The organism is Wolbachia endosymbiont (group B) of Ischnura elegans, from assembly GCF_947251585.1.
Taxonomy (GTDB): Bacteria; Pseudomonadota; Alphaproteobacteria; order Rickettsiales; family Anaplasmataceae; genus Wolbachia.
Genome location: NZ_OX366371.1, coordinates 666,573 through 686,770, shown reverse-complemented (window position 1 = coordinate 686,770; position 20,198 = coordinate 666,573). Strand labels below are relative to the sequence as shown.

Here is a 20,198-nt window from a genome sequence, read left to right as displayed (position 1 = left end):
CTCTATATTTACAGGAATTAATTAGATTGGGATAGTAACTACCCATCAAGGATGTTAATAAATCTATAATAATTAAATCAATATAGTAGAATATTTTTATATGTGCAAGGATGCCAAGCAATAATAATGAGTAAAAGATACATAGATGACAAAAAAGAGAACAGAGTTGACTTCATACTAAGAAATTATGGGATGTCAATTATTGTGATGGCAGTCATTATGTTCTTACCTCCAATAGCAATATCAGTACTCTATTTTTCTAATGTATATAGTCAGCATGTTAATATAGAGATTAATTTATTAATTAGCATTCTAATGACTCTCTTTGTGGCATATAATATAAAACGTTACAAGTATCTACTTAATATCATAGAGTTTCAAAATGCAATATTTGCAAATGCGCTGAATCATAATACAGAGTTTTGTCTCATTTTACATAAAGATGAGGGTATTATTTATGCTGATGCGAGGTTCTACGAAAGGTTTAAAGATCACATAAACGATGATGTTACGCTAGATAAAATTCTTGAAGCAGGAGATGTGTCAGAAAAAGACAGAAAATCACTCTATCATGCGTTAAGAAATAACACTTCTGTAAAAGTATGCATTTCCTTAAGCAAGAAGAGTAGAATATCTAACTTTCTTTTGCTCTCTGAACCAATACCGGATAATCCACAAATTGCTATAAATAGTAATAAGACTTTAAATTTATCATTAGCCCCAATAGCAAGACCGAATGGGTATTTTGTACTGAAGGCAACACAGGTAAACAAAGAGCAGGTATATGAAGAGTTGATAGAGAAACACAATATAGCAACTTACGTTGCAAATACAAAAGGAGGTATCTTATCTGTAAATAAAAGATTTTTAGACATGTTTGAACTAAAAAAATTGGAAAAAGGTAGCTCAATCAATGATTTTATATCTCAATCTAAGTATGACGATACAATAACCAAAAATGAAATTATGTTTTTTACTATAAGCGGTGCTCCATTTAAGGCTTATATGAGTACTGCTATATTTTGTGATAAATACAATCATAGCTATATACACGGCTTTATAACACCAACTGAATCAAATATTGTTGATTATCAACTACACCCTTGTTTTACAAATTCGTCAATTGCTATTGCACAATGCGACATAAATGGCAATTTTATAAAGAAAAATATAGCATTAGTAAAACTTGCGGGGTCAAATAATGGTTCTATCTTTGCATTGATATCAGATGGTTATCATATGAAAGTGCGTGAATATTTTTCAAGTAATAGGATAAATAATGCGTCCTTTGATGTGCAGCTCAATGGCGGTAATAACATGAAAATATATTTTAATAAGTTTCTTCATAATAAAGTGATGTTCATACTTTGTTATTTTATTGATAATACTGAACGTAAAAAACTAGAGATAAAACTTGAGCATTATCAAAAGGTGCAAGCTATAGGGCAATTAGCAGGTGGTATTGCACATGATTTCAATAATATATTAACCGGAATAATAGGATTTTGTGATTTGCTTTTACTCCAGCACTCAGCTAGCGATCCATCTTTTGGAGATATAATACAGATACAGCAAAATGCAAAACGTGGGTCAAATTTAGTAAGACAACTGCTTGCTTTTTCAAGAAGACAGACTTTGCAGCCAAAGATTATTAATGTAAATGGTACGATAGCTGATCTTTATGAAATGATCAAAAGATTAATAGGTGAAAATATAAAATTTAATATTTATTATGGTAGCGATTTGGGTGCTGTTAGGGCTGACCAAGGACAATTAGAGCAAGTTATGCTTAACTTAGCAGTTAATGCTGGTGCTGCTATGGAAAAGGGGGGAGAGTTAACTATACGAACCTTTAATCAAAAGGTTGATTCATTAAATTCTACACCTCAGGATATGTTTTCTCCAGATAAGGAAACGATTGAACATGGGAATTATGTTGTGATTGAAGTGATTGATACTGGATGTGGAATGACGAGTGATATAATTGAAAAGGCATTTGATCCATTTTTTTCTACCAAAGATATTACTTCTGGTACAGGTCTTGGCCTCTCTACTGTATATGGCATTATTAAACAAACCGAAGGATACATCTATGTTGCTAGCAAAGTGAATCATGGAACTAAATTTAGCATATTTTTGCCCATAGTTTACATATCGGATGAAAATGATAAAGAGGAAGATAGTAAAGAAATAGAGAAACCGGTAGAGATTAAAGGTAATGGTATAATTTTATTAATTGAAGATGAAGATTCAGTAAGGGAATTTACTGCTAAGGCTCTTACAAGAAAAGGATTTAATGTAATAGAAGCGAGTATAGGCAGCGAGGCACTAGAGATCATTAGAAAAAAAAATCAACACATAGATCTAATAATCACTGATGTAATCATGCCAGAGGTGAGTGGTCCAGAAATAGTTAAAGAAACATTGATACATAGGCCAAACATCAAAGTTATTTTTATTTCTGGGTATACAGAGGATGCTTTTTTAAAGAGCGATGAAATCAATATAGAAGACTTCCATTTTTTACCCAAACCATTTACTCTGAATGAGTTAGGAAATAAGGTTCAAAGTGTGTTACACAAGACAAAAAAAGGCAGTTTACTTTGAGCATGATTGGCAACAAAAAAATTTTTCTAATGCAAAAATTTCTTGCATATATACAATAGAGTTATTTTATACATAAGATAAAAGGCGTGAGCAAGATCATTGCAATAGTAAATCAAAAGGGTGGAGTTGGTAAAACTACAACTAGTATAAATTTATCAACAGCCTTTGCTGCTGTGGGAAAAAGTACTTTACTGGTAGATCTTGACCCTCAAGGAAATGCTAGTACAGGACTTGGGATTTCTTATCGTAGCAGGGAAGAAAAAAATATATATAAAATACTGCTGAGCAGCGAAAGTGAATTGGTGGAATCGGCAATTTTCAATATAAAGGAAATTCCAAATCTATCGCTGATTTCATCAGTGGTTGACTTATCAGCTGCAGAAATTGAGCTATCACAACTTGAGCAGGGAAAATTCGTACTAAAAGATACGCTAGAGAAAGTACGTAATAATTATGAGTACATAATTATCGATTGTCCTCCATCACTTGGTCTGCTTACTATCAATGCTCTGACCGCTGCTGACTCGATTATTGTTCCTCTTCAGTGTGAATTTTTCGCTCTGGAAGGATTGAGCCATTTAGTTAAGACTGTAGAGCTGATAAAAAGAAATAACCTAAACCCTTTCCTGTTAATAGAAGGAATATTGCTCACAATGTATGACAGACGCAACAAACTTAGTGAGCAGATTAAAAATGATATTTGCCAATATTTAAATGATAAAGTATATAAAACTATTATCCCCTTGTATGTGACCATTATTCCACGTAATGTACGGTTATCAGAAGCGCCTTCTCATGGAAAACCTGCTATTGTATATGATCTTAAGTGTCCTGGTGCACAAGCATATATAAGTTTGGCAAAAGAAATTTTAAAGAAACACATGAGCATCTGTAAAGAGAAAAAGCTGATAAGTGAGGGTGCAGCATGAAGGACAATAGGCGCTTAGGTAGAGGTCTTGCTGGCCTCATAGGCGATAATTATGGTAATAAAGAAGATCGGTTACCTATTTCATTACTACACCCGAGCAAATTTCAGCCGAGAAAATATTTTGATGAGGAGTCATTAAAAGAACTTGCAGGTTCGATAGAGAAAAATGGTATAATACAACCTGTTGTGGTGCGCAAAGATCCAAATAATGAAGGTTATGAAATAGTAGCAGGGGAACGTCGTTGGCGGGCAAGTAAAATTGCAAATCTTGATAGTGTGCCAGTCATCATAAAAGATTTAAATGACAAGGAATGCTTAGAAGTATCGATAATTGAGAACATACAGAGGCAAGACATTAATCCAATAGAAGAAGGTGAAGCGTATAGGAAACTAATAGATGAATTCTCCTATACACACGAAGAACTAGCTTCAACTTTAGGTAAAAGCCGCAGTCACATAACCAATATGATACGAATGCTGTCACTCCCTAATGGAGTAAAAACAATGATCAACGAGAAAAAATTGTCTATGGGTCATGCAAGAGCATTGATTAATGTTGAAAATGCGGAAAGTATTGCAGAAAGAATAGTTTCTCAGGGCCTGAGCGTTAGACGAACTGAAAAATTGATAAAAGACTTACAACAAAATAACGACCGAAAAGAGCATAAGTGTACTAAAAATCAAGATATGGCAGCATTAGAAGGAGCTATATCTTCTCAGCTTGGTTTAAAGATCAAAATTAATGACAGTAATTCTAAGGGTAAAGTCATGATACGTTATAACAACTCAAATGAATTGGATTTTATATTGAAAATTTTGAATAGAAGACTTGAATCAGCTATTAATGTCGAAAGTAGCTCATAGAAATTTCTTGACAAACCTTCCCACTTTCCTTGCAATGGAAGTGAAATGGTGTAACCGTTCACGGATTGTGAGAATGAATTAAAGAACTAAGCAGTGACAGCTACTAGATTCTGTAGCTTTTGAAAGGGGTTCTGGCCATTTAGACGTGATGTCAAAAATATCGACAACATTCTTTCCACGAATCTTTCTCCACGTTCTGACCAGGTGAAAAAGCTGTTTTTACGATAAATTACGTACCGTCTAATTTGCCGTTCTGCAAGGTTATTAGTTGTTTCTATCACTTCAGGTTTTCTTAAAAACTTCCACATCATATCCTCAGATCGTAACATCTTAGCGGCCATTCTTGAAGCTTGAGTGCTATTTGCAACCCTCGTCATTTTACGTAAAAAATGTTTTACCCTTTTCCGAATTTTTCGCACCAGTCGATAAAATCTCAAATTATCTATCAAATTTTGTTTTTTTGCCTTATCTACTACAAACACCTTATTGCTGAGCGATTTTAGTGCTTGGCCAATTTTGCTCACTTCAACATTTTTACTATGGGCAAATCTCTCAAAATCTCTTGCCAGATGTGCCCAACATATCTGTCTATTTTCACGATTGAAGTAATTGTATACAGCGTATCTATCGCTCACAACTATACCATCATATTCTGGCAGTAAACTCTTCAACACCTTCTTACCACGAGACTCGCTTACCTTCAGAAGTGTCAACGCTTTGTTTGTTATTACCCAACTCCAGCCTCTCTTTCCTTGATTTCTGTGCCCTGTTTCGTCTATATGCAAATACTCGCTTCCTTGCAACTCTTCCTTCATTTTCTCATATTCAGATGCACACTTCTTCGATACCCTGCGTTCAGTATTTGAGACTAAACCAAGGCTTATATTTAGATTAAAAATACTGCCCAAAATTTGCTGTACCTCTCTTTTTGAGTTAATAAAAAAGCCGCTAAGGCTGCTTATAACTGTTTTAGCATTGGGTCCTAGAAAATCTCTTGCAACACCTTCGGGTAAATTTGCTGTAATTCTTTTATTACATACTCTACAATGTCCTCTTTGCAACCTGTACTCAGTTACAATTGGCTTAATTTCTGGCAACTCTGCCTTCTGATGAATAATTTCATCTTCTAAAGTAATCTTACCTCCACACATACAAATTGTATCAATTGTGCATCTCACTACCTCGTCTGCAGCCATTAATTCACGCTTATGCACCTTATGTCCTGGCTGACCTCCTGGTTTTTTATCACTTTTCTTTTTTGCTTTCTTACGATATATATCTCGTGATGGTGGCAGCGATGAATTTTGCGAATTTAAGCCCAATTTGTCTTCTAATTCAACTATTTTTGCTTTCAAGCTATCATTTTCTCTGATCAGTGCTTTTATTTCTTCCTTGAGATTAGCGTTTTCTGCTACAACCTTTTCTTGCAGCACTGTTGTCATTTACCCATTCCATATTTAGCTTCCTATCTCTTTACACTTTTATACTTACTTTGTAAACCACCTTATCTCCGTGAACGGTTACAATTTGTCTTCTAATTCAACTATTTTTGCTTTCAAGCTATCATTTTCTCTGATCAGTGCTTTTATTTCTTCCTTGAGATTAGCGTTTTCTGCTACAACCTTTTCTTGCAGCACTGTTGTCATTTACCCATTCCATATTTAGCTTCCTATCTCTTTACACTTTTATACTTACTTTGTAAACCACCTTATCTCCGTGAACGGTTACGAAATGGTGGAGTTTGTCAAGTAAGTTATTTCGTTTCTACCTTCAATAAAAATTTGCACGCAATAGCACAGAAGCATACGTTGCTATTCCCTCATTTCTACCAATAGAACCTAATTTTTCCGCTGTGGTTGCTTTGATACTTACGAATTCACCATTAATTTCTAATATTTTTGATATGAATTCCTTCATTCCTGCTTTGTAAGGCGATATTTTAGGCTCTTCACAAACTATAGTAATATCTAAATTAGACACGCTATATCCTTTTTCCTGTGCTTTTTTAGCAGCAAAGTCAAGAAAATGAGATGAATTGCAATCCTTCCATTTAGAGGAATTAGGAGGAAAATGTTCTCCTATATCGCCACATCCTAGTGCTCCGAGTATTGCATCAACGATTGCATGTATTGCAACATCACCATCGGAATGTGCCTCTATTGCCATATTATGCTCAATTTCCACACCGCAAATTTTTATAAAGCTCTTAGCATCATTTTGAATTTTAACAAATTTATGTATATCATAACCGGTTCCGACACGGAATTTTGGCTCTCCAAAGAGAAGTTTTGCCATATTGATATCCTCTTTTGTAGTTAACTTAAAATTCTTTTTCTCACCTTCAATAATCGCAACATGTTTTTTATGCTCCACCATTAGTGATGAATCATCAGTAAATTCTTTGACTGACTGATGGCACGATAATAATTCTCTGAAATTAAAAATTTGAGGGGTTTGTATGGCTCTAAGTTTTTCTCTTGAAATCGTAGATTCAACGAAATTATTACTCACCAACGATATAGTATCCTCGACTTCTATTGCTGGAACTACTCCTGTATATTGACCATTAATCATGGATTCAATCAAGTTATTTATTAGAATATTTGATACAAAAGGCCTACAAGCATCATGTATAATAACAAAATCTGGATTGATCTTTTGCAAACTCTCCAGTCCAAGTTTAACTGAACTCTGCCTGCTTTTTTCTCCACATACTGGACTCAGCAATTTAGTATCTATAGTTGATGACGTAACTTCTTTATAGAAATCTTTTTGACTTTCATTTACTACCACTCTTATGTAACTTATGTACTGATTAGCTAAGAATTTTCTAATTGTGTGAAATAAAACAGACTTACCTGCCAGTTTTATATACTGTTTAGGGATTTTGGCATTGCATCTACTGCCTACTCCTGCTGCAACTATTAATGCTGCTATCTTGTATTCCTCAAGTCTGTTAGTGTACATGCTTATCATTTTCGTTGTTAATACAAGTTATCTAGCATTTTAAAAAAGTTTGATTCAATTCTCAAAAAAGAATATTCTTTTACTAGGTGTAATATATGTTAGAGGGAAATAATGCACGTTGCTAAGTATAATAAAGAAAATGAGATACATCTTATATTTTTTCATGGAATAGGTGATAATTATAAAAATGCGTCCAGGTATATACAAGATAGATCTACATATCTCCATAGGTCTAATTTCTACACTCATGCACATAAATACCCAATTGCATTTCAAAACTATATAACTTACGCAATAGCTAGTTTCTTATTTTTAGGAATATCCATATTATCACCCGCTCTGATATTATTTACCAACCCAATGACGTCTAGGACAGCGAATTCAGCAATATTAGCAGCTTTGATTTGGCACTTTTTTGTCTATATCAATACTCATGATTCCATTTATAAATAAGAATAAAAGCTTATCTCAGTCTTCGATAAAAAAAATCAATGAATTAATGGACAAGGGTGTAAAACCTGAAAACATCATACTTTTCGGCCATTCCTTTGGAGGAGCAGTTGCATCAGAAGTATTAAAATATTTTACAGACAAAAATATTAAACTTGGAGGCGTTATTTTTACTAGCACTTTCAGCTCTTTTCATAATGCAATAAAGCATTTTCCAATTCCTCAAGCAAAAATTTTAAGTGTACTGCCCTCATGCTTATTGAAAAAGATGCTTAAGGTCCTAAATTTAGATTTTGATATAGTAAGCAATATACAAAAGCTACAAAATGATAATATACCAATAGTAGTCATTAATCATGAAAGAGACACCTTAATACCATATCCTGCACAATTGGCAAAGGCAGTAGACGATCTATTGTTAAATAGAAATTCGATTAAGATCGTTAATCTGAGAGGCTTTACAGATAACCCGCATAACGGAGTTTTATCTAGTTGGCAATTGAGTGAAAATTTGGCTGATCTCATGCCTAATAAAATAATGAATAGATAGTACTTACAAAAAACTGTATATTTTTCGGTAAATTAACTATTCTAAACACATGCAAAAACGTCATATAACTATTTGTTGTGTACTGCTTTTCATAATAGGGGCATTATTTTTGATGCGTCCTATGATTGTTCCGTGTCTAATATCTGTTTTTGTTGCACATCTATTTAACCCGCTAGTAACCAAGTTTGAAAAATATAGAATACCACGTTCATGTTCTGTAGTTTTTATAATACTTACCTTATTGATAGCTTTTATATTAGTTATCACATTTGTTTTACCTATTATATATTTTCAAATTACTTTAATATTAAATTTCTTAGTGAATAAGATACCTTCATTAAAGCTTAAAGTGATTCCTTCTGTGCTAGAATTTCTTAATATAAAAACTGAAGATAGTTTATTTGATCACTTGTCTAAAAATCTAGTAGAAAATTACAGTGATTATATATCTTATTTTATAAATGCTCTTAGCATGGGCAGTAATCTTATAATTCAAGTGCTAAATTCAAGCTTTAATTTGATTTACATGGTATCATTAATAGCTATTACGCTTGTGGTGTTTTTTTATGTATTACGTGATTGGCCTGCAATTGTAGAAAAGGCTAATAAACTAATTCCCATTCTTTACAGAGAAAAAGCTGCAGGTTATTTTTCCAAAGTAGATTTCATTATATCTAATTACCTAAAGGGACAGTTAAACGTATGTATAGTCATGATGATCTTTTACTCCGTGGGCCTTAGCATAATTGGGCTGAAGCATTCTGTAGCTATTGGAATTTTATCAGGAACATTAACATTTATACCCTATATAGGGCCATTATTATACACTATTATCGGATTTTTGAGCGCCATTACTCAATTTAGTGGATGGTTTGAAAGTACTGCTGTCTTGCTATTATTTAGTGTTGGTCAATTAATAGACTCAAGCATATTAGTGCCTTTATTAATAGGAAAAAAAGTTCATATACATCCAACTATCATTATTTTAGGAGTTGTCATATGCACCTCATATTTTGGGTTTATAGGTATATTATTTTTTATTCCAATAATAGGAATGTTCAGTGTATTAGTAGAATATGCAGTCAATAAATATTTTGAAAGTGAGCTTTATAAAAATGGCTAATTAGTTCACGATAAAAAGAAAAAGGACCTCTGATACATTTGAGAGATGCAAGTAAATTTTTATGCAAAAATTATTATCAAAAAGTAGTAATGTAAGAGGCTTTACGTGCAATTAAATTTATTTAGCAATAATCAAGTTGATTATTGCTGGCAAAACTATATCACCTTAGACGAAAATAAGCACGTATATAACTTAATAGTTAACGATTTATCTTGGAAATGCCTGATTCTTTTTGGACCTAACAGCTCTGGAAAAACTCACCTTGCTCATATTTGGCAATCAATAAACAATGCAATTTTTATCAATGTGAATAATTTTGTAAGCGAAATTAGGTATAGCGATGCGTTTATTTTAGAGGATGTACAAAACATTAAAGATGAGGAAATGTTGTTACATTGTTATAATTATATGAAAGAAAATGATAAGAGACTGCTAATCACTTCTTCAATTTCACCAAAAAAGCTTAACTTCAAACTAAGAGATTTAAGCTCCCGAATATTGTCAACTACCAGCGTAAAAATTTTGCCTGCAAGCGAGGAATTATTAAGAATTATGCTAATAAAACGATTTTCAGATAAACAGTTAAAAATTGATTTAAAAGTGATTAATTATATTCTAGCAAGAATAGAACGTTCTTTCCACAGCATTAATAAAATTATAGAAAAAATAGATAGTGAATCCATAGGATCAAATGTAACCATTCCTTTTATTAACACTTTATTAAAAAAAAGTCCCAAGTGATTCCTTCTGCTGCAAGACATTTGTTATATATATTAAAGATTTATTAATACCCATACAATAATGAAGTTGAAATCACTATCTCTTTATGTTAAAATTATAATAAATACTATGATGTAATAAGCATAAACAGACATAGCTAAGGGATATTTTATATGATAGTAAAACTTACTTTACAGGATGTTTTTATAGATTTGATGTTATAATTGAAACATGGTAAAAATAAGATCAAATTTAAAAAAAAGGTTAAAACAAAGGTTTGTAGTACTTACTTTATTGATAAATGTTTTATTTATCTCATATTTTCTTATAAAAAATACAAAAAATACTTTTAATCAAATTATAGTCAAAGAAATAAATATAGGAGCTAATAATGAAAAATAAACAACCACAAAATAAAAAAGAGGATCTTTACATAACGTATTACATAGATACTTTGGTTTCCGAAAAATCCTCTACACAAAATACTTTGGAAAGTTATCGTTCAGATTTACACCAACTTGAAAAATTTTTATTAGAAGGAGGCACTACCTTAGTTGGTGCAAGTAAAGCTAATATTAAAGATTATGTAAACTTTTTACGTACACAAAAGAAATATAAAACTAGCTCTATATCAAGAAAAATATCTGCTATCAAAAATTTCTATAAGTGCCTATTTAATGATGGAATAATAGATTTTAATCCAGCACCGGCTAATGATAATGAATTAAGAAATCCAAAGGTTTCCCGTCCTTTGCCTAAGTATTTAAGTGTTCAAGAAATATTTTTGCTCATGGAAACAGTAAAAAAATCAGCAAGCGGATCGAATAAAGAGATAAGCAGTAAAAGGCTATGTGCAATTTTAGATATTCTTTACTCTTCCGGGATGCGTGTTTCTGAACTAATCAATATGAAGTTATGTGAAGTATCACATTTAGTAAACAGTAATGGTAAGGAAGGCTACATAATAATAAAGGGAAAAAGTGGCAGAGAAAGGCAAATCTTTTTTAATCAACAAGCATTGCAAAGCCTTAAAGATTATTTATCAATTCGTGACAATCTGCTCCCTAACAACAAAAAATCTGATTGGCTATTCCCAGGTGATAAACCTAATAAACCAATTACAAGGCAAAGAGTTGGTCAATTAATAAAGGAATTAGCAAGAAAGTGCGATATTGATGAAAATAAAATCTCTCCACATGTGATTAGGCATTCTCTTGCTACCCATCTACTGAATAGCGGAGCAAATATTGTGCTGATACAAAAAATTCTTGGCCATACTAATCTTTCTACAACACAAATATATACTCATATTGCTAACGAAAAGTTAAAGGACAAATTAGCTGATTCTCATCCTATTACTCAGATGATCAATAATTAAACTTATTGCTTTTAGTTTTGTAGTAAAGTTAAATTCAAATAAGTTTACGTGTGTTTGTGATTGCAAGTTTATTATTTAATTTACTCCTTATATTATGGGAAGTATTCTATACTTTAATTACTCTCCCTGTAATTTTCTTTCCTGAGTGTGTAATAACCATTTTCCTTGTTTGCTCGGTGAGAGTTGTATTATTCATGTTGCGTTTATTATGTGGCATTAAATATGAAGTGAGGGGAATGGAAAACATTCCTAAGCAACCTTTTATAATTGCATCTAAACACCAATCTCCATTTGAAACATTTATTTTTATACTACTCTTTAGAAAAGCAGTTTTTATTTTAAAACGTGAATTGAAATGGATTCCATTCATTGGTTTGCATCTCATGGCATTAAAAATGATTTTTATTAACCGCTCAGATGGTATTAGTTCTGTGCGTCATATCATGAAATTAGCAAAAGTGTGTATAAAAGAAAATAGAGGCATAATAATATTTCCTGAAGGTACAAGAACAACTATAAACCAAAATATAAAATATCAATCGGGTATTGCTGCTTTATATAGCGTATTATCTGTTCCTGTGTTACCGATTGCTTTAAACACTGGTTTGTTTTGGCCAAAAAGCATACTTTCTCTGAGAAAGAATCCCGGAAAGGCGGTAATAGAAATATTACCTCCCATATATCCTGGGTTAAACAAAAATGAATTCTTGCAAAGTTTAGAAAAAATCATTGAAGAAAGAAGTAGTAGATTAATTGCAGAAAAAACTGATATTGCAAATTAACAAAAAAACTTTATAATTAAAAGAAAAGTACAGGTATTAATATATGGCAAATCATAAGAGTGCTAAAAAAATGATGAAGGTAATAGCAAAGCGTACTTTAGTAAATAAGATGCGAAAAAGCAAAACTCGTACTGCTATTAGAAGATTAGTTGATATAATCAAGTCTGGTGATAAAGAGAATGTTGTCTTGGCATTTCGGAATGCTGAATCCAATTTACACAAATGTGTAAATAAAGGTGTCATTCATAGGAATACCGCTGCGCGTAAAATAAGTCGCTTAAATGCAAAAGTAAAAGCATTGATGACCGCTTAATACGGTTAATGTAAAGTTAGCTGTATTAATATATACTCTTCAGTTTGTATATTCTGTATAAAATTAAGTAGCTTAAGTGATGGATAAAAAAGCATTATTGGAACTAAGTAATGGGTCAAAAATTGATCTACCCGTATTAAATGGAACAGTAGGTCCTGGCGTGTTAAATATCAAGGATTTATATAAGAAGACAGGATTATTCACTTACGATCCAGGGTTTGTTTCTACAGCTTCATGCTCTTCTACAATTACATTCATTGATGGAGATGAAGGAGTTCTTAAATATAGGGGACATAAGATAGCTGATTTGCCAGAGAATAATCATTTTACTGCTGTGATTTATTTATTGCTCTATGGTGAATTACCCAGTTCAGAGCAACACAAAAAATTTCTTCTCAAAATACAAGAATCATCCAAAGTATCAGAGCAAGTTACAAATGTAATCAAAGCATTTCCAAAAACTGCTCACCCTATGTCGATTTTAGTTGCATGTTTTGCAAATTTGTCAGCGTCTTACCATGAAATGCATGGCAACAATGTCAATGGTGAAGATTTAGATTTTGGAATTTCTGCAATAGCAAAAGTTCCTGCAATTGTTGCAATGATTTATAGACATATCAACAATCAGGAATTCATAAATGCTAATAATAAATTAAGTTATAGTGAGAATTTCTTAAATATGATATTTGGCAGTGCTGTTAATAATACCCTTTTTGTAAAAGCTCTGGATAAAATATTTACTCTTCATGCTGATCATGAACAGAATGCTTCTACAGCAGCTGTCAGATTGGTAGGGTCAGCTGGTTCTAATCTATTTGCAAGCCTGTCTGCAGGAGTTGCTACACTTTGGGGTCCAGCACACGGTGGAGCTAATGAGGCAGTTATAAATATGCTAAAAGAGATAGAGCAAAGTGGAGATGTAGATAGATTCATTGAGAAAGCTAAAGATGATAAAGATCCATTTAAGCTAATGGGATTTGGACATCGTGTTTATAAAAACTATGATCCGCGCGCGCTTATATTAAAGGATGCTTGTCATGAGATTTTAAGCAAACTAGAGCAAAACAATGAATTACTTGAAATTGCAAAAAAACTTGAAGAAATAGCTTTAAAGGATGAGTATTTTATTACACGTAAGTTGTATCCAAATGTTGATTTTTACTCAGGTATAATAATGAATGCTATCGGTATCCCTTCAAGTATGTTTACACCCATTTTTGCACTTGCAAGAACCACTGGTTGGGTTGCCCAATGGTATGAAATGGTAAACGATAAAGAAACCAAGATTTGTAGGCCAAGGCAGCTATACCTTGGCAAATAAACTTTCATTCACAATTCATCTTTGAATAGCCTAATTTCCTTTAGCTATAAAATACAGCAAATTGATTTTTTACTAGTTGATGTCTGCTTTTTTGCAGAACATTGGTCAGGCTGTGATATAGAAGGTTGGTTAAATGTTGTTTTGGGCTTATTAAAAGAAGATCGTGCTGAAGATCGTGCTGAAGAAGGGCCAAAGCCACTATCTTTAGCCGAAGCATCATCTTTAATTCTTTGTGCATCTTCATCATAGTAATTGAGGCCAAGTAATTTTCTTGAGTTTCCAGTATGTGATTTACCTATAACTGAATTCTTAGGTGAATCACCAAAACCACTATCTGCACTTGTATCTGCACTTGGTCCATCCGTCCCTACTTTTTCTTCAGAAGGGGCAAGAGTTTGTGGTTTCATAGCTGGCACACGCGCAGGATCAATGGACAGTTTATAATCCTTATTGATTACAGAGCTCTCTATGATCTTATCCATCACGCAGTAAGCAATGTCTCGGTTAAAAAAGTCTATTGCATATATTCGTCCGTCACCATATGTTGGCAGACCTCTTTCTGCAATATCATCTTTTACATCACGCAATACTTTTGTACCACCAAACACCTTATTATTAATATGATCAACTTCTTTTTCATTTAAAAACTCTATGTATAGCCCTTCCCATAATAGTCCAAAAAGGTCATAAGAAAGAAGAATCGACAGCATGACGAAAAGATTTGAATAAAGGAATGTTTTTCCTGGTTCTGTTTTTTATAGCAAACCAATAATGTTCAATTTTGTTAAAATCTGGAGAATATGGAGGAAGATATAAAATTTCTGCACCAACTCCTTTAGCAAATCTTATTAGACTTATGAAAAGTAGCATTATCAAGGATAACAGTTTGTCCAGGTTCCAAAATCGGTGTCAGAAACTGCTCAAACCATTTATTAAAGATATCCATATTGCAGTGGCCTTCAAAGGTTAACGGAGCAATTATTTTTCTTCCACTTAAGGCTGCAACCATGCTAATTCGTTGAGTTTTCTTCCCAGATTTTAGGGCATAAAACCGCTGTCCTTTCTGGCAATACCCATAGGTTCAGTGTTATCAATGCCAGACTCATCTATATACACTAATTCTTTAGGTTCTTTTGTTGCTATAACCTTTGAAAATTGAGCTCGCTTTTCTTCATTTCTTTCTTTATATCCGTAGGTCTTTTTTTTCTTGTGAATCCTATATTTTTAAGTGCTCGATGAATTGTTTGTCTACTAATATTGCCCCAGCATCTCTGACTGAGTTTTGCCACCTTGCTCATTTGCAAATTCGGCAAATGCATTCCAGTCGGTAATTTTATGCCACGCTTCCAGGCTTTTTTGACTGAAAATCTCCCGTTTTCTCACGTCTTTTCTTCCACTCATATAAAGTTGTTTTTCCGATCTTAAATCTCTTGGCAACAGTTTCTCCACTCTCTCCTTCATCCAATGCTTCCATTACCTTTTTTCTTAAGTCATAACTATATGCTACTGGCATCCTTACCTTCCACTACTATCAATCCATATCTTACTCTTTTTGGACTATTATGAGAAGGGCTATACTGACAAAATTCATTTTTGTTGCAAATACCCTTTTATAAACCCGACTGTTTGTCTTAAACCAATTCTAAAGAAACTGACGATATATGCACTAAAATCACAACTTTATCACTATAAATATAGTTGCCGCCCTGCATTTTTGGACAATTCTCGTACCAATTTTCTATGGCGTCATTGATATAACAAAAAATGCTTCCTCTTTCTTGGAGAAATTTGTTATATTCATGGCAGTTACTGACTCTCATTTTTTGTGGCATATTTTTTCTTCAACAGTTAAATGGCTGTTTTATAATGAATTTTGTCAGTAACTGCCAGTTCTTTTCACTTGAGCGATGCAACAAAGCCATCCCAGTGTCACGCGCTGGGATGACAAGAGGAGAACTACTGGGATGACAAGGGGAGAGCTACTAAATGACATCTTCAATTTCTGTGTGTCAAGCACTGAAGAGGTCTCTCCTATTTTCTCTTGATGAATAAATCTAAGTAGAGTATAGTAAAAATGCATTTATGTAGCGGTTAATGAGCAATTTAGTTTTAGTCTATATAACTTTTTCAAACTTGAAAGAGGCTAAGGCTATTTCTGAAGAATTGTTAAACGAGAAGTTAATTGTGTGTGTAAATATATTTCCTGAAGTAAATTCTCTGTATTTATGGGAAGGTAAAATTAATAGTAATTGTGAAGTGGTGGCAATTATGAAGAGTAGGAATGATCAGGCTGATAAGATTGTAGAAAAAATCGAGGCAATGCATTCTTATGATCAACCAGCCGTTGTGATAATACCCATAGGAAAAGCGAATAAATCTTTTACTAATTGGGTTAATAATGTTATTGATATAAACAATATTGGGGTGTAGCCAAGTGGTAAGGCAGCGGTTTTTGATACCGTCACGCGAAGGTTCGAATCCTTCCACCCCAGCTTTATTAAAGTGTGCGTGAAATGATATCACTTTTTTATAAATTAAGGTTATTTAATTATATACTGGGCAGCTTGAAAGATATAGTTGTCAAGCTATTTCTTTTCACTCTGTATCTTTATACATCGAGCATTATGCTTATGTTTCTCACCAATGGTTTTTGGTATACTGTAGAGTTTAGCTCTTTCAAAAATGCATTTTACCATTTGTATCAATATTTAAAATGGTATTATGAAAATAGAGATGATTTGGGTTATGGAGTTTCTATTAGAATATTAGTAGCGTTTCTTACTCCGCATTTTCTCTACAAATTATTTTCTGGCACAGGCTGGAAGTCTTTTTTCAAGGAGAAGATAGTTCAGATACTCAGCACGAGAAGAAAAATGAGTAATAAACCAAATGGCAGTAGTTATGGTTATAGTAATAAGAACAGTTACGGTAACAATAATCTTCAAGAGGCAGAACGGAAAGTGAATATGATAAAGCAGCTATTAATCCAAGATATAGATGAAGCTATAGAAAAAAGATTAAATGATATTTTTCTTGGTGAGAGGGGTAAACCTCATTAAAAGGGCTTTATCTTTTTTAGAATTGACTGTATTTTGTTTTTTACGTATAACGGATCTCAATCAGCCAGTATACATGTTTCAACAAAATCTTGACTGAAGTCTGATAGTCAGGAAATTGCTTTACGTTTCTCTACCAAGCTTTCTGTTTTTTTACAGTTACTTGCTGCATCAATCATTGCCTGTGATATCACTGATTGCCACAGTATGCAGTACCTTTGTATATCATCTAAAGTGCTATTTGCTTCGTGATGGTGAAAAAATTCTTTGAAATTGAAGTTATTTGACATTATGTACCTCTTTAAGTTGAAAATTAGAATTTGAAGTAGTGCGAAAGTTGTCTGCTGCAATGAGTAGCCTTTATGACAGTCAGACCGGGTTTTATGTGAGCTATAAATGTTTAAGAAATTATATCTATTCAGATCTATGTGAAACCAGTGCTTCTTTTCTTGTTATCCGAGCTGGGATCCAGGTTGACAAAAGCGCTTTACAACGTTTTGTGGTAACCGTTCACGGAATATTCCCAATTAGGCAGGAATAGCGACTAAATTCTGTAGTTTCTGGACAGGATTCTGATCATTCAAACGTGCAGTCAAAAATATCGAAAGCATTCTTTCAATGAACTTTTCTCCACGTTCTGACCAAGTGAAAAAACTATTTTTACGATAAATGACGTACCGTCTAGCCTGACGTTCTGCAAGGTTATTGGTTGTCTCGATCAGATCAGGATTGCGCACGAATCTCCACATCATATCTTCAGAACGTAGTATATTGGCAGCCATTCTCGAGGCCTGAGTTCCTTTTGCAACCCTTGTTATCTCTCGCAAAAAATGTTTCACCCTTTTTCGAATCTTCCTCATTAACCGGAAAAATCTTAAATTGTCTATCAGGTTTTGTTTACGTGCTCTATCTACCACAAATACCCTGTTGCTCAGCGATTTTAATGCTGCGCCAATTCTGCTCACTTCAACATTTTTACTGTAAAAAAACCTTTCAAAGTCCCTTGCTAAATGGGCCCAGCATATCTGTCTGTTTTCACGATTAAAGTAATTATACGCAGCATACCTATCGCTTATAACTATTCCATCATACTCTGGCAATAGCCCTTTTAATATCTTCTTTCCGCGAGATCCAACTAACTTCATAAGTGTTGCTGTTTTATTCGTTACTACCCAACTCCAACCTTTCTTTCCCTGGTTCCTATGGCTTGTTTCATCTATATGTAAATACTTGCTTTTCCGTAGCTCTTCTCTTATTTTTTCGTATTCAGATATACATTTTTCTGATACTCTACCCTCGGTCTTTGATACCAAACCTAGGCTTATATTCAGATTAAATATGCTGCTCAAAATTTGCTGTACTTCCCTTTTTGAATTGATAAAAAATCCACTAAAACTGCTAATTACTGCTTTTGCATTAGCTCCTAAAAGATCCCTTGTCACACCTTCAGGCAGACTAGCTGAGATCCTTTTCTTACACGCCTTACAGTAGCCTTTTTGTAGCCTATATTCAGTCACTATCGGTTTAATTTTTGGCAATTCAACCTTTTGATGCACAGTTTCTTCTTCTAAAATAACTTGGCTTCCACACATGCAAATTGTATCAATTGAACATTTTACCACCTCATCTGCTACCATCAATTCCCGCTTGTGCGCTTCATGTCCTGGCTGCCCGCCTGGTTTTTTATCGCTCTTCTTTTTTGTCTTTTTGCGATATACATCTTGCGATGGTGGCAGCGATGAATTTTTTGAATTTAAACCCAGCTTATCCTCTAGCTCAATTATTTTTGTCCTTAACTTATCATTCTCTGCTTTCAGAGTACCAACTTCTGACTCCAATACCACAATCTTTTCTTGTAGCACCTCTATCATCAACCCCTCATCTATCTAGTTTATTGTTTTTTATACTAATTATGCAATTTTTGTAAACTACTTTCTTATACCGTGAATGGACAAAGTTGATAAGCCTAAACGCCATCATGTCTTTAGGAGAGTCTGCTAATGAAGGCTCTTAAGTTGACGCCATTGCGTGAACGGTTACAAAAATATCGACAACATTCTTTCCACGAATCTTTCTCCACGTTCTGACCAGGTGAAAAAGCTGTTTTTACGATAAATTACGTACCGTCTAATTTGCCGTTCTGCAAGGTTATTAGTTGTTTCTATCACTTCAGGTTTTCTTAAAAACTTCCACATCATATCCTCAGATCGTAACATCTTAGCGGCCATTCTTGAAGCTTGAGTGCTATTTGCAACCCTCGTCATTTTACGTAAAAAATGTTTTACCCTTTTCCGAATTTTTCGCACCAGTCGATAAAATCTCAAATTATCTATCAAATTTTGTTTTTTTGCCTTATCTACTACAAACACCTTATTGCTGAGCGATTTTAGTGCTTGGCCAATTTTGCTCACTTCAACATTTTTACTATGGGCAAATCTCTCAAAATCTCTTGCCAGATGTGCCCAACATATCTGTCTATTTTCACGATTGAAGTAATTGTATACAGCGTATCTATCGCTCACAACTATACCATCATATTCTGGCAGTAAACTCTTCAACACCTTCTTACCACGAGACTCGCTTACCTTCAGAAGTGTCAACGCTTTGTTTGTTATTACCCAACTCCAGCCTCTCTTTCCTTGATTTCTGTGCCCTGTTTCGTCTATATGCAAATACTCGCTTCCTTGCAACTCTTCCTTCATTTTCTCATATTCAGATGCACACTTCTTCGATACCCTGCGTTCAGTATTTGAGACTAAACCAAGGCTTATATTTAGATTAAAAATACTGCCCAAAATTTGCTGTACCTCTCTTTTTGAGTTAATAAAAAAGCCGCTAAGGCTGCTTATAACTGTTTTAGCATTGGGTCCTAGAAAATCTCTTGCAACACCTTCGGGTAAATTTGCTGTAATTCTTTTATTACATACTCTTATATGTTAAAAACAAGTCTTTATAAATGTCACGAAATGGCGGTATAAAGACACGCAGAGAGGAGGAACCGTACATACTCTTGGTCATAAGGACCGTTTTGCAGCAAGGTTCTCCTCTCTGGTTTATTATACTGAAAGTTCCGAACAACTGGTTGAGCTTTTAGGCTCGTATATAAGGGTGGAAAATGCAGTATACACATTATTTATGG

At 33.6% G+C, this 20,198-nt stretch carries 18 protein-coding genes, 1 tRNA gene and 3 pseudogenes; 13 read left to right on the top strand and 9 right to left on the bottom strand.

The annotated features are described in order from the left end of the window. The first annotated feature begins 126 nt into the window (after positions 1–126). The 3 genes from OPR58_RS03545 (at position 127) to OPR58_RS03535 (ending at position 4,399) form a co-directional block, all read left to right on the top strand. Positions 127–2,607: a response regulator gene (locus tag OPR58_RS03545; RefSeq protein WP_265023013.1), complete on the top strand. Its 2,481-nt coding sequence runs from the start codon at positions 127–129 to the stop codon at positions 2,605–2,607. 86 nt (positions 2,608–2,693) lie between these two features. Continuing rightward, positions 2,694–3,536: a ParA family protein gene (locus OPR58_RS03540; RefSeq protein WP_010404000.1), complete on the top strand. Its 843-nt coding sequence runs from the start codon at positions 2,694–2,696 to the stop codon at positions 3,534–3,536. After that, entirely contained in the window at positions 3,533–4,399 is an 867-nt protein-coding gene (locus OPR58_RS03535; RefSeq protein WP_265023012.1) for a ParB/RepB/Spo0J family partition protein, read from the top strand. Before OPR58_RS03540 ends, OPR58_RS03535 begins: the two co-directional genes overlap by 4 nt. Positions 4,400–4,485: 86 nt before the next feature. Here the strand turns inward: OPR58_RS03535 and tnpC (OPR58_RS03530) are convergent, their stop codons facing one another. From tnpC (OPR58_RS03530) to ispD, 3 genes are all read right to left on the bottom strand, one after another. Continuing rightward, positions 4,486–5,841 (bottom strand): IS66 family transposase, encoded by a 1,356-nt coding sequence (gene tnpC, locus OPR58_RS03530; RefSeq protein ID WP_253309750.1) that lies wholly within the window; start codon positions 5,839–5,841, stop codon positions 4,486–4,488. A 78-nt stretch (positions 5,842–5,919) separates the two neighbouring features. Beyond that, the gene (locus tag OPR58_RS03525) at positions 5,920–6,045 is read right to left on the bottom strand and encodes a hypothetical protein (RefSeq protein ID WP_265023011.1); all 126 of its coding nucleotides are present in this window, start codon (positions 6,043–6,045) and stop codon (positions 5,920–5,922) included. Positions 6,046–6,169: 124 nt separating this feature from the next. Continuing rightward, a complete protein-coding gene (gene ispD / locus OPR58_RS03520; protein ID WP_265023010.1) occupies positions 6,170–7,375 on the bottom strand; it encodes a 2-C-methyl-D-erythritol 4-phosphate cytidylyltransferase in 1,206 nt (401 codons plus the stop codon). A 102-nt stretch (positions 7,376–7,477) separates the two neighbouring features. Between ispD and OPR58_RS03515 the strand changes: the two are divergent. The 7 genes and pseudogenes from OPR58_RS03515 (at position 7,478) to OPR58_RS03485 (ending at position 14,003) form a co-directional block, all read left to right on the top strand. Then, positions 7,478–8,366: pseudogene (locus OPR58_RS03515) on the top strand (alpha/beta hydrolase family protein). A 49-nt stretch (positions 8,367–8,415) separates the two neighbouring features. Further along, positions 8,416–9,489, top strand: a complete 1,074-nt coding sequence (locus tag OPR58_RS03510; RefSeq protein WP_264375194.1) for an AI-2E family transporter — start codon at positions 8,416–8,418, stop codon at positions 9,487–9,489. A gap of 105 nt (positions 9,490–9,594) precedes the next feature. Beyond that, positions 9,595–10,230 carry a DnaA ATPase domain-containing protein gene (locus tag OPR58_RS03505; RefSeq protein ID WP_265023008.1) on the top strand — a complete coding sequence of 212 codons (636 nt, stop codon included), beginning with the start codon at positions 9,595–9,597 and terminating at the stop codon, positions 10,228–10,230. Between the two features lie 370 nt (positions 10,231–10,600). Next, positions 10,601–11,587, top strand: a complete 987-nt coding sequence (locus tag OPR58_RS03500) for a site-specific tyrosine recombinase (RefSeq protein ID WP_010404031.1) — start codon at positions 10,601–10,603, stop codon at positions 11,585–11,587. Positions 11,588–11,643: 56 nt separating this feature from the next. Next, positions 11,644–12,369: a lysophospholipid acyltransferase family protein gene (locus tag OPR58_RS03495; RefSeq protein ID WP_029237643.1), complete on the top strand. Its 726-nt coding sequence runs from the start codon at positions 11,644–11,646 to the stop codon at positions 12,367–12,369. A 43-nt stretch (positions 12,370–12,412) separates the two neighbouring features. Next, complete coding sequence (gene rpsT, locus OPR58_RS03490) at positions 12,413–12,682, top strand: 30S ribosomal protein S20 (RefSeq protein WP_007302369.1); 270 nt, start codon at positions 12,413–12,415, stop codon at positions 12,680–12,682. A 79-nt stretch (positions 12,683–12,761) separates the two neighbouring features. Continuing rightward, positions 12,762–14,003, top strand: a complete 1,242-nt coding sequence (locus tag OPR58_RS03485; protein WP_265023007.1) for a citrate synthase — start codon at positions 12,762–12,764, stop codon at positions 14,001–14,003. A 44-nt stretch (positions 14,004–14,047) separates the two neighbouring features. On the opposite strand, the gene OPR58_RS03480 is transcribed toward OPR58_RS03485, so the two are convergent. The 3 genes and pseudogenes from OPR58_RS03480 to OPR58_RS03470 all read right to left on the bottom strand — a co-directional run. After that, on the bottom strand, positions 14,048–14,713 hold the full coding sequence (locus OPR58_RS03480; RefSeq protein WP_265023006.1) for a hypothetical protein: 666 nt from the start codon (positions 14,711–14,713) through the stop codon (positions 14,048–14,050). Further along, positions 14,688–15,516: pseudogene (locus OPR58_RS03475) on the bottom strand (IS630 family transposase). Before OPR58_RS03475 ends, OPR58_RS03480 begins: the two are co-directional and overlap by 26 nt. 80 nt (positions 15,517–15,596) lie before the next feature. After that, positions 15,597–15,835, bottom strand: a pseudogene (locus tag OPR58_RS03470) (transposase); the annotation flags it as partial. A 262-nt stretch (positions 15,836–16,097) separates the two neighbouring features. Here OPR58_RS03470 and cutA point away from each other — a divergent pair. The 3 genes from cutA to OPR58_RS03455 all read left to right on the top strand — a co-directional run bounded on the left by cutA (position 16,098) and on the right by OPR58_RS03455 (position 17,062). Then, the gene (cutA, locus tag OPR58_RS03465) at positions 16,098–16,433 is read left to right on the top strand and encodes a divalent-cation tolerance protein CutA (protein WP_264682928.1); all 336 of its coding nucleotides are present in this window, start codon (positions 16,098–16,100) and stop codon (positions 16,431–16,433) included. Then, positions 16,424–16,495, top strand: a tRNA-Gln gene (locus OPR58_RS03460). The genes cutA and OPR58_RS03460 overlap by 10 nt, the downstream gene beginning before the upstream one ends. Before the next feature lie 21 nt (positions 16,496–16,516). Then, entirely contained in the window at positions 16,517–17,062 is a 546-nt protein-coding gene (locus tag OPR58_RS03455) for a hypothetical protein (protein ID WP_010402291.1), read from the top strand. A gap of 107 nt (positions 17,063–17,169) precedes the next feature. On the opposite strand, the gene OPR58_RS03450 is transcribed toward OPR58_RS03455, so the two are convergent. From OPR58_RS03450 to tnpC (OPR58_RS03440), 3 genes are all read right to left on the bottom strand, one after another. After that, positions 17,170–17,349: a hypothetical protein gene (locus tag OPR58_RS03450; protein ID WP_010402288.1), complete on the bottom strand. Its 180-nt coding sequence runs from the start codon at positions 17,347–17,349 to the stop codon at positions 17,170–17,172. 237 nt (positions 17,350–17,586) lie between these two features. Next, complete coding sequence (gene tnpC, locus OPR58_RS03445; protein WP_265022247.1) at positions 17,587–18,930, bottom strand: IS66 family transposase; 1,344 nt, start codon at positions 18,928–18,930, stop codon at positions 17,587–17,589. A 165-nt stretch (positions 18,931–19,095) separates the two neighbouring features. After that, a complete protein-coding gene (gene tnpC, locus OPR58_RS03440; protein ID WP_265023163.1) occupies positions 19,096–19,971 on the bottom strand; it encodes an IS66 family transposase in 876 nt (291 codons plus the stop codon). Positions 19,972–20,198 lie beyond the last annotated feature (227 nt).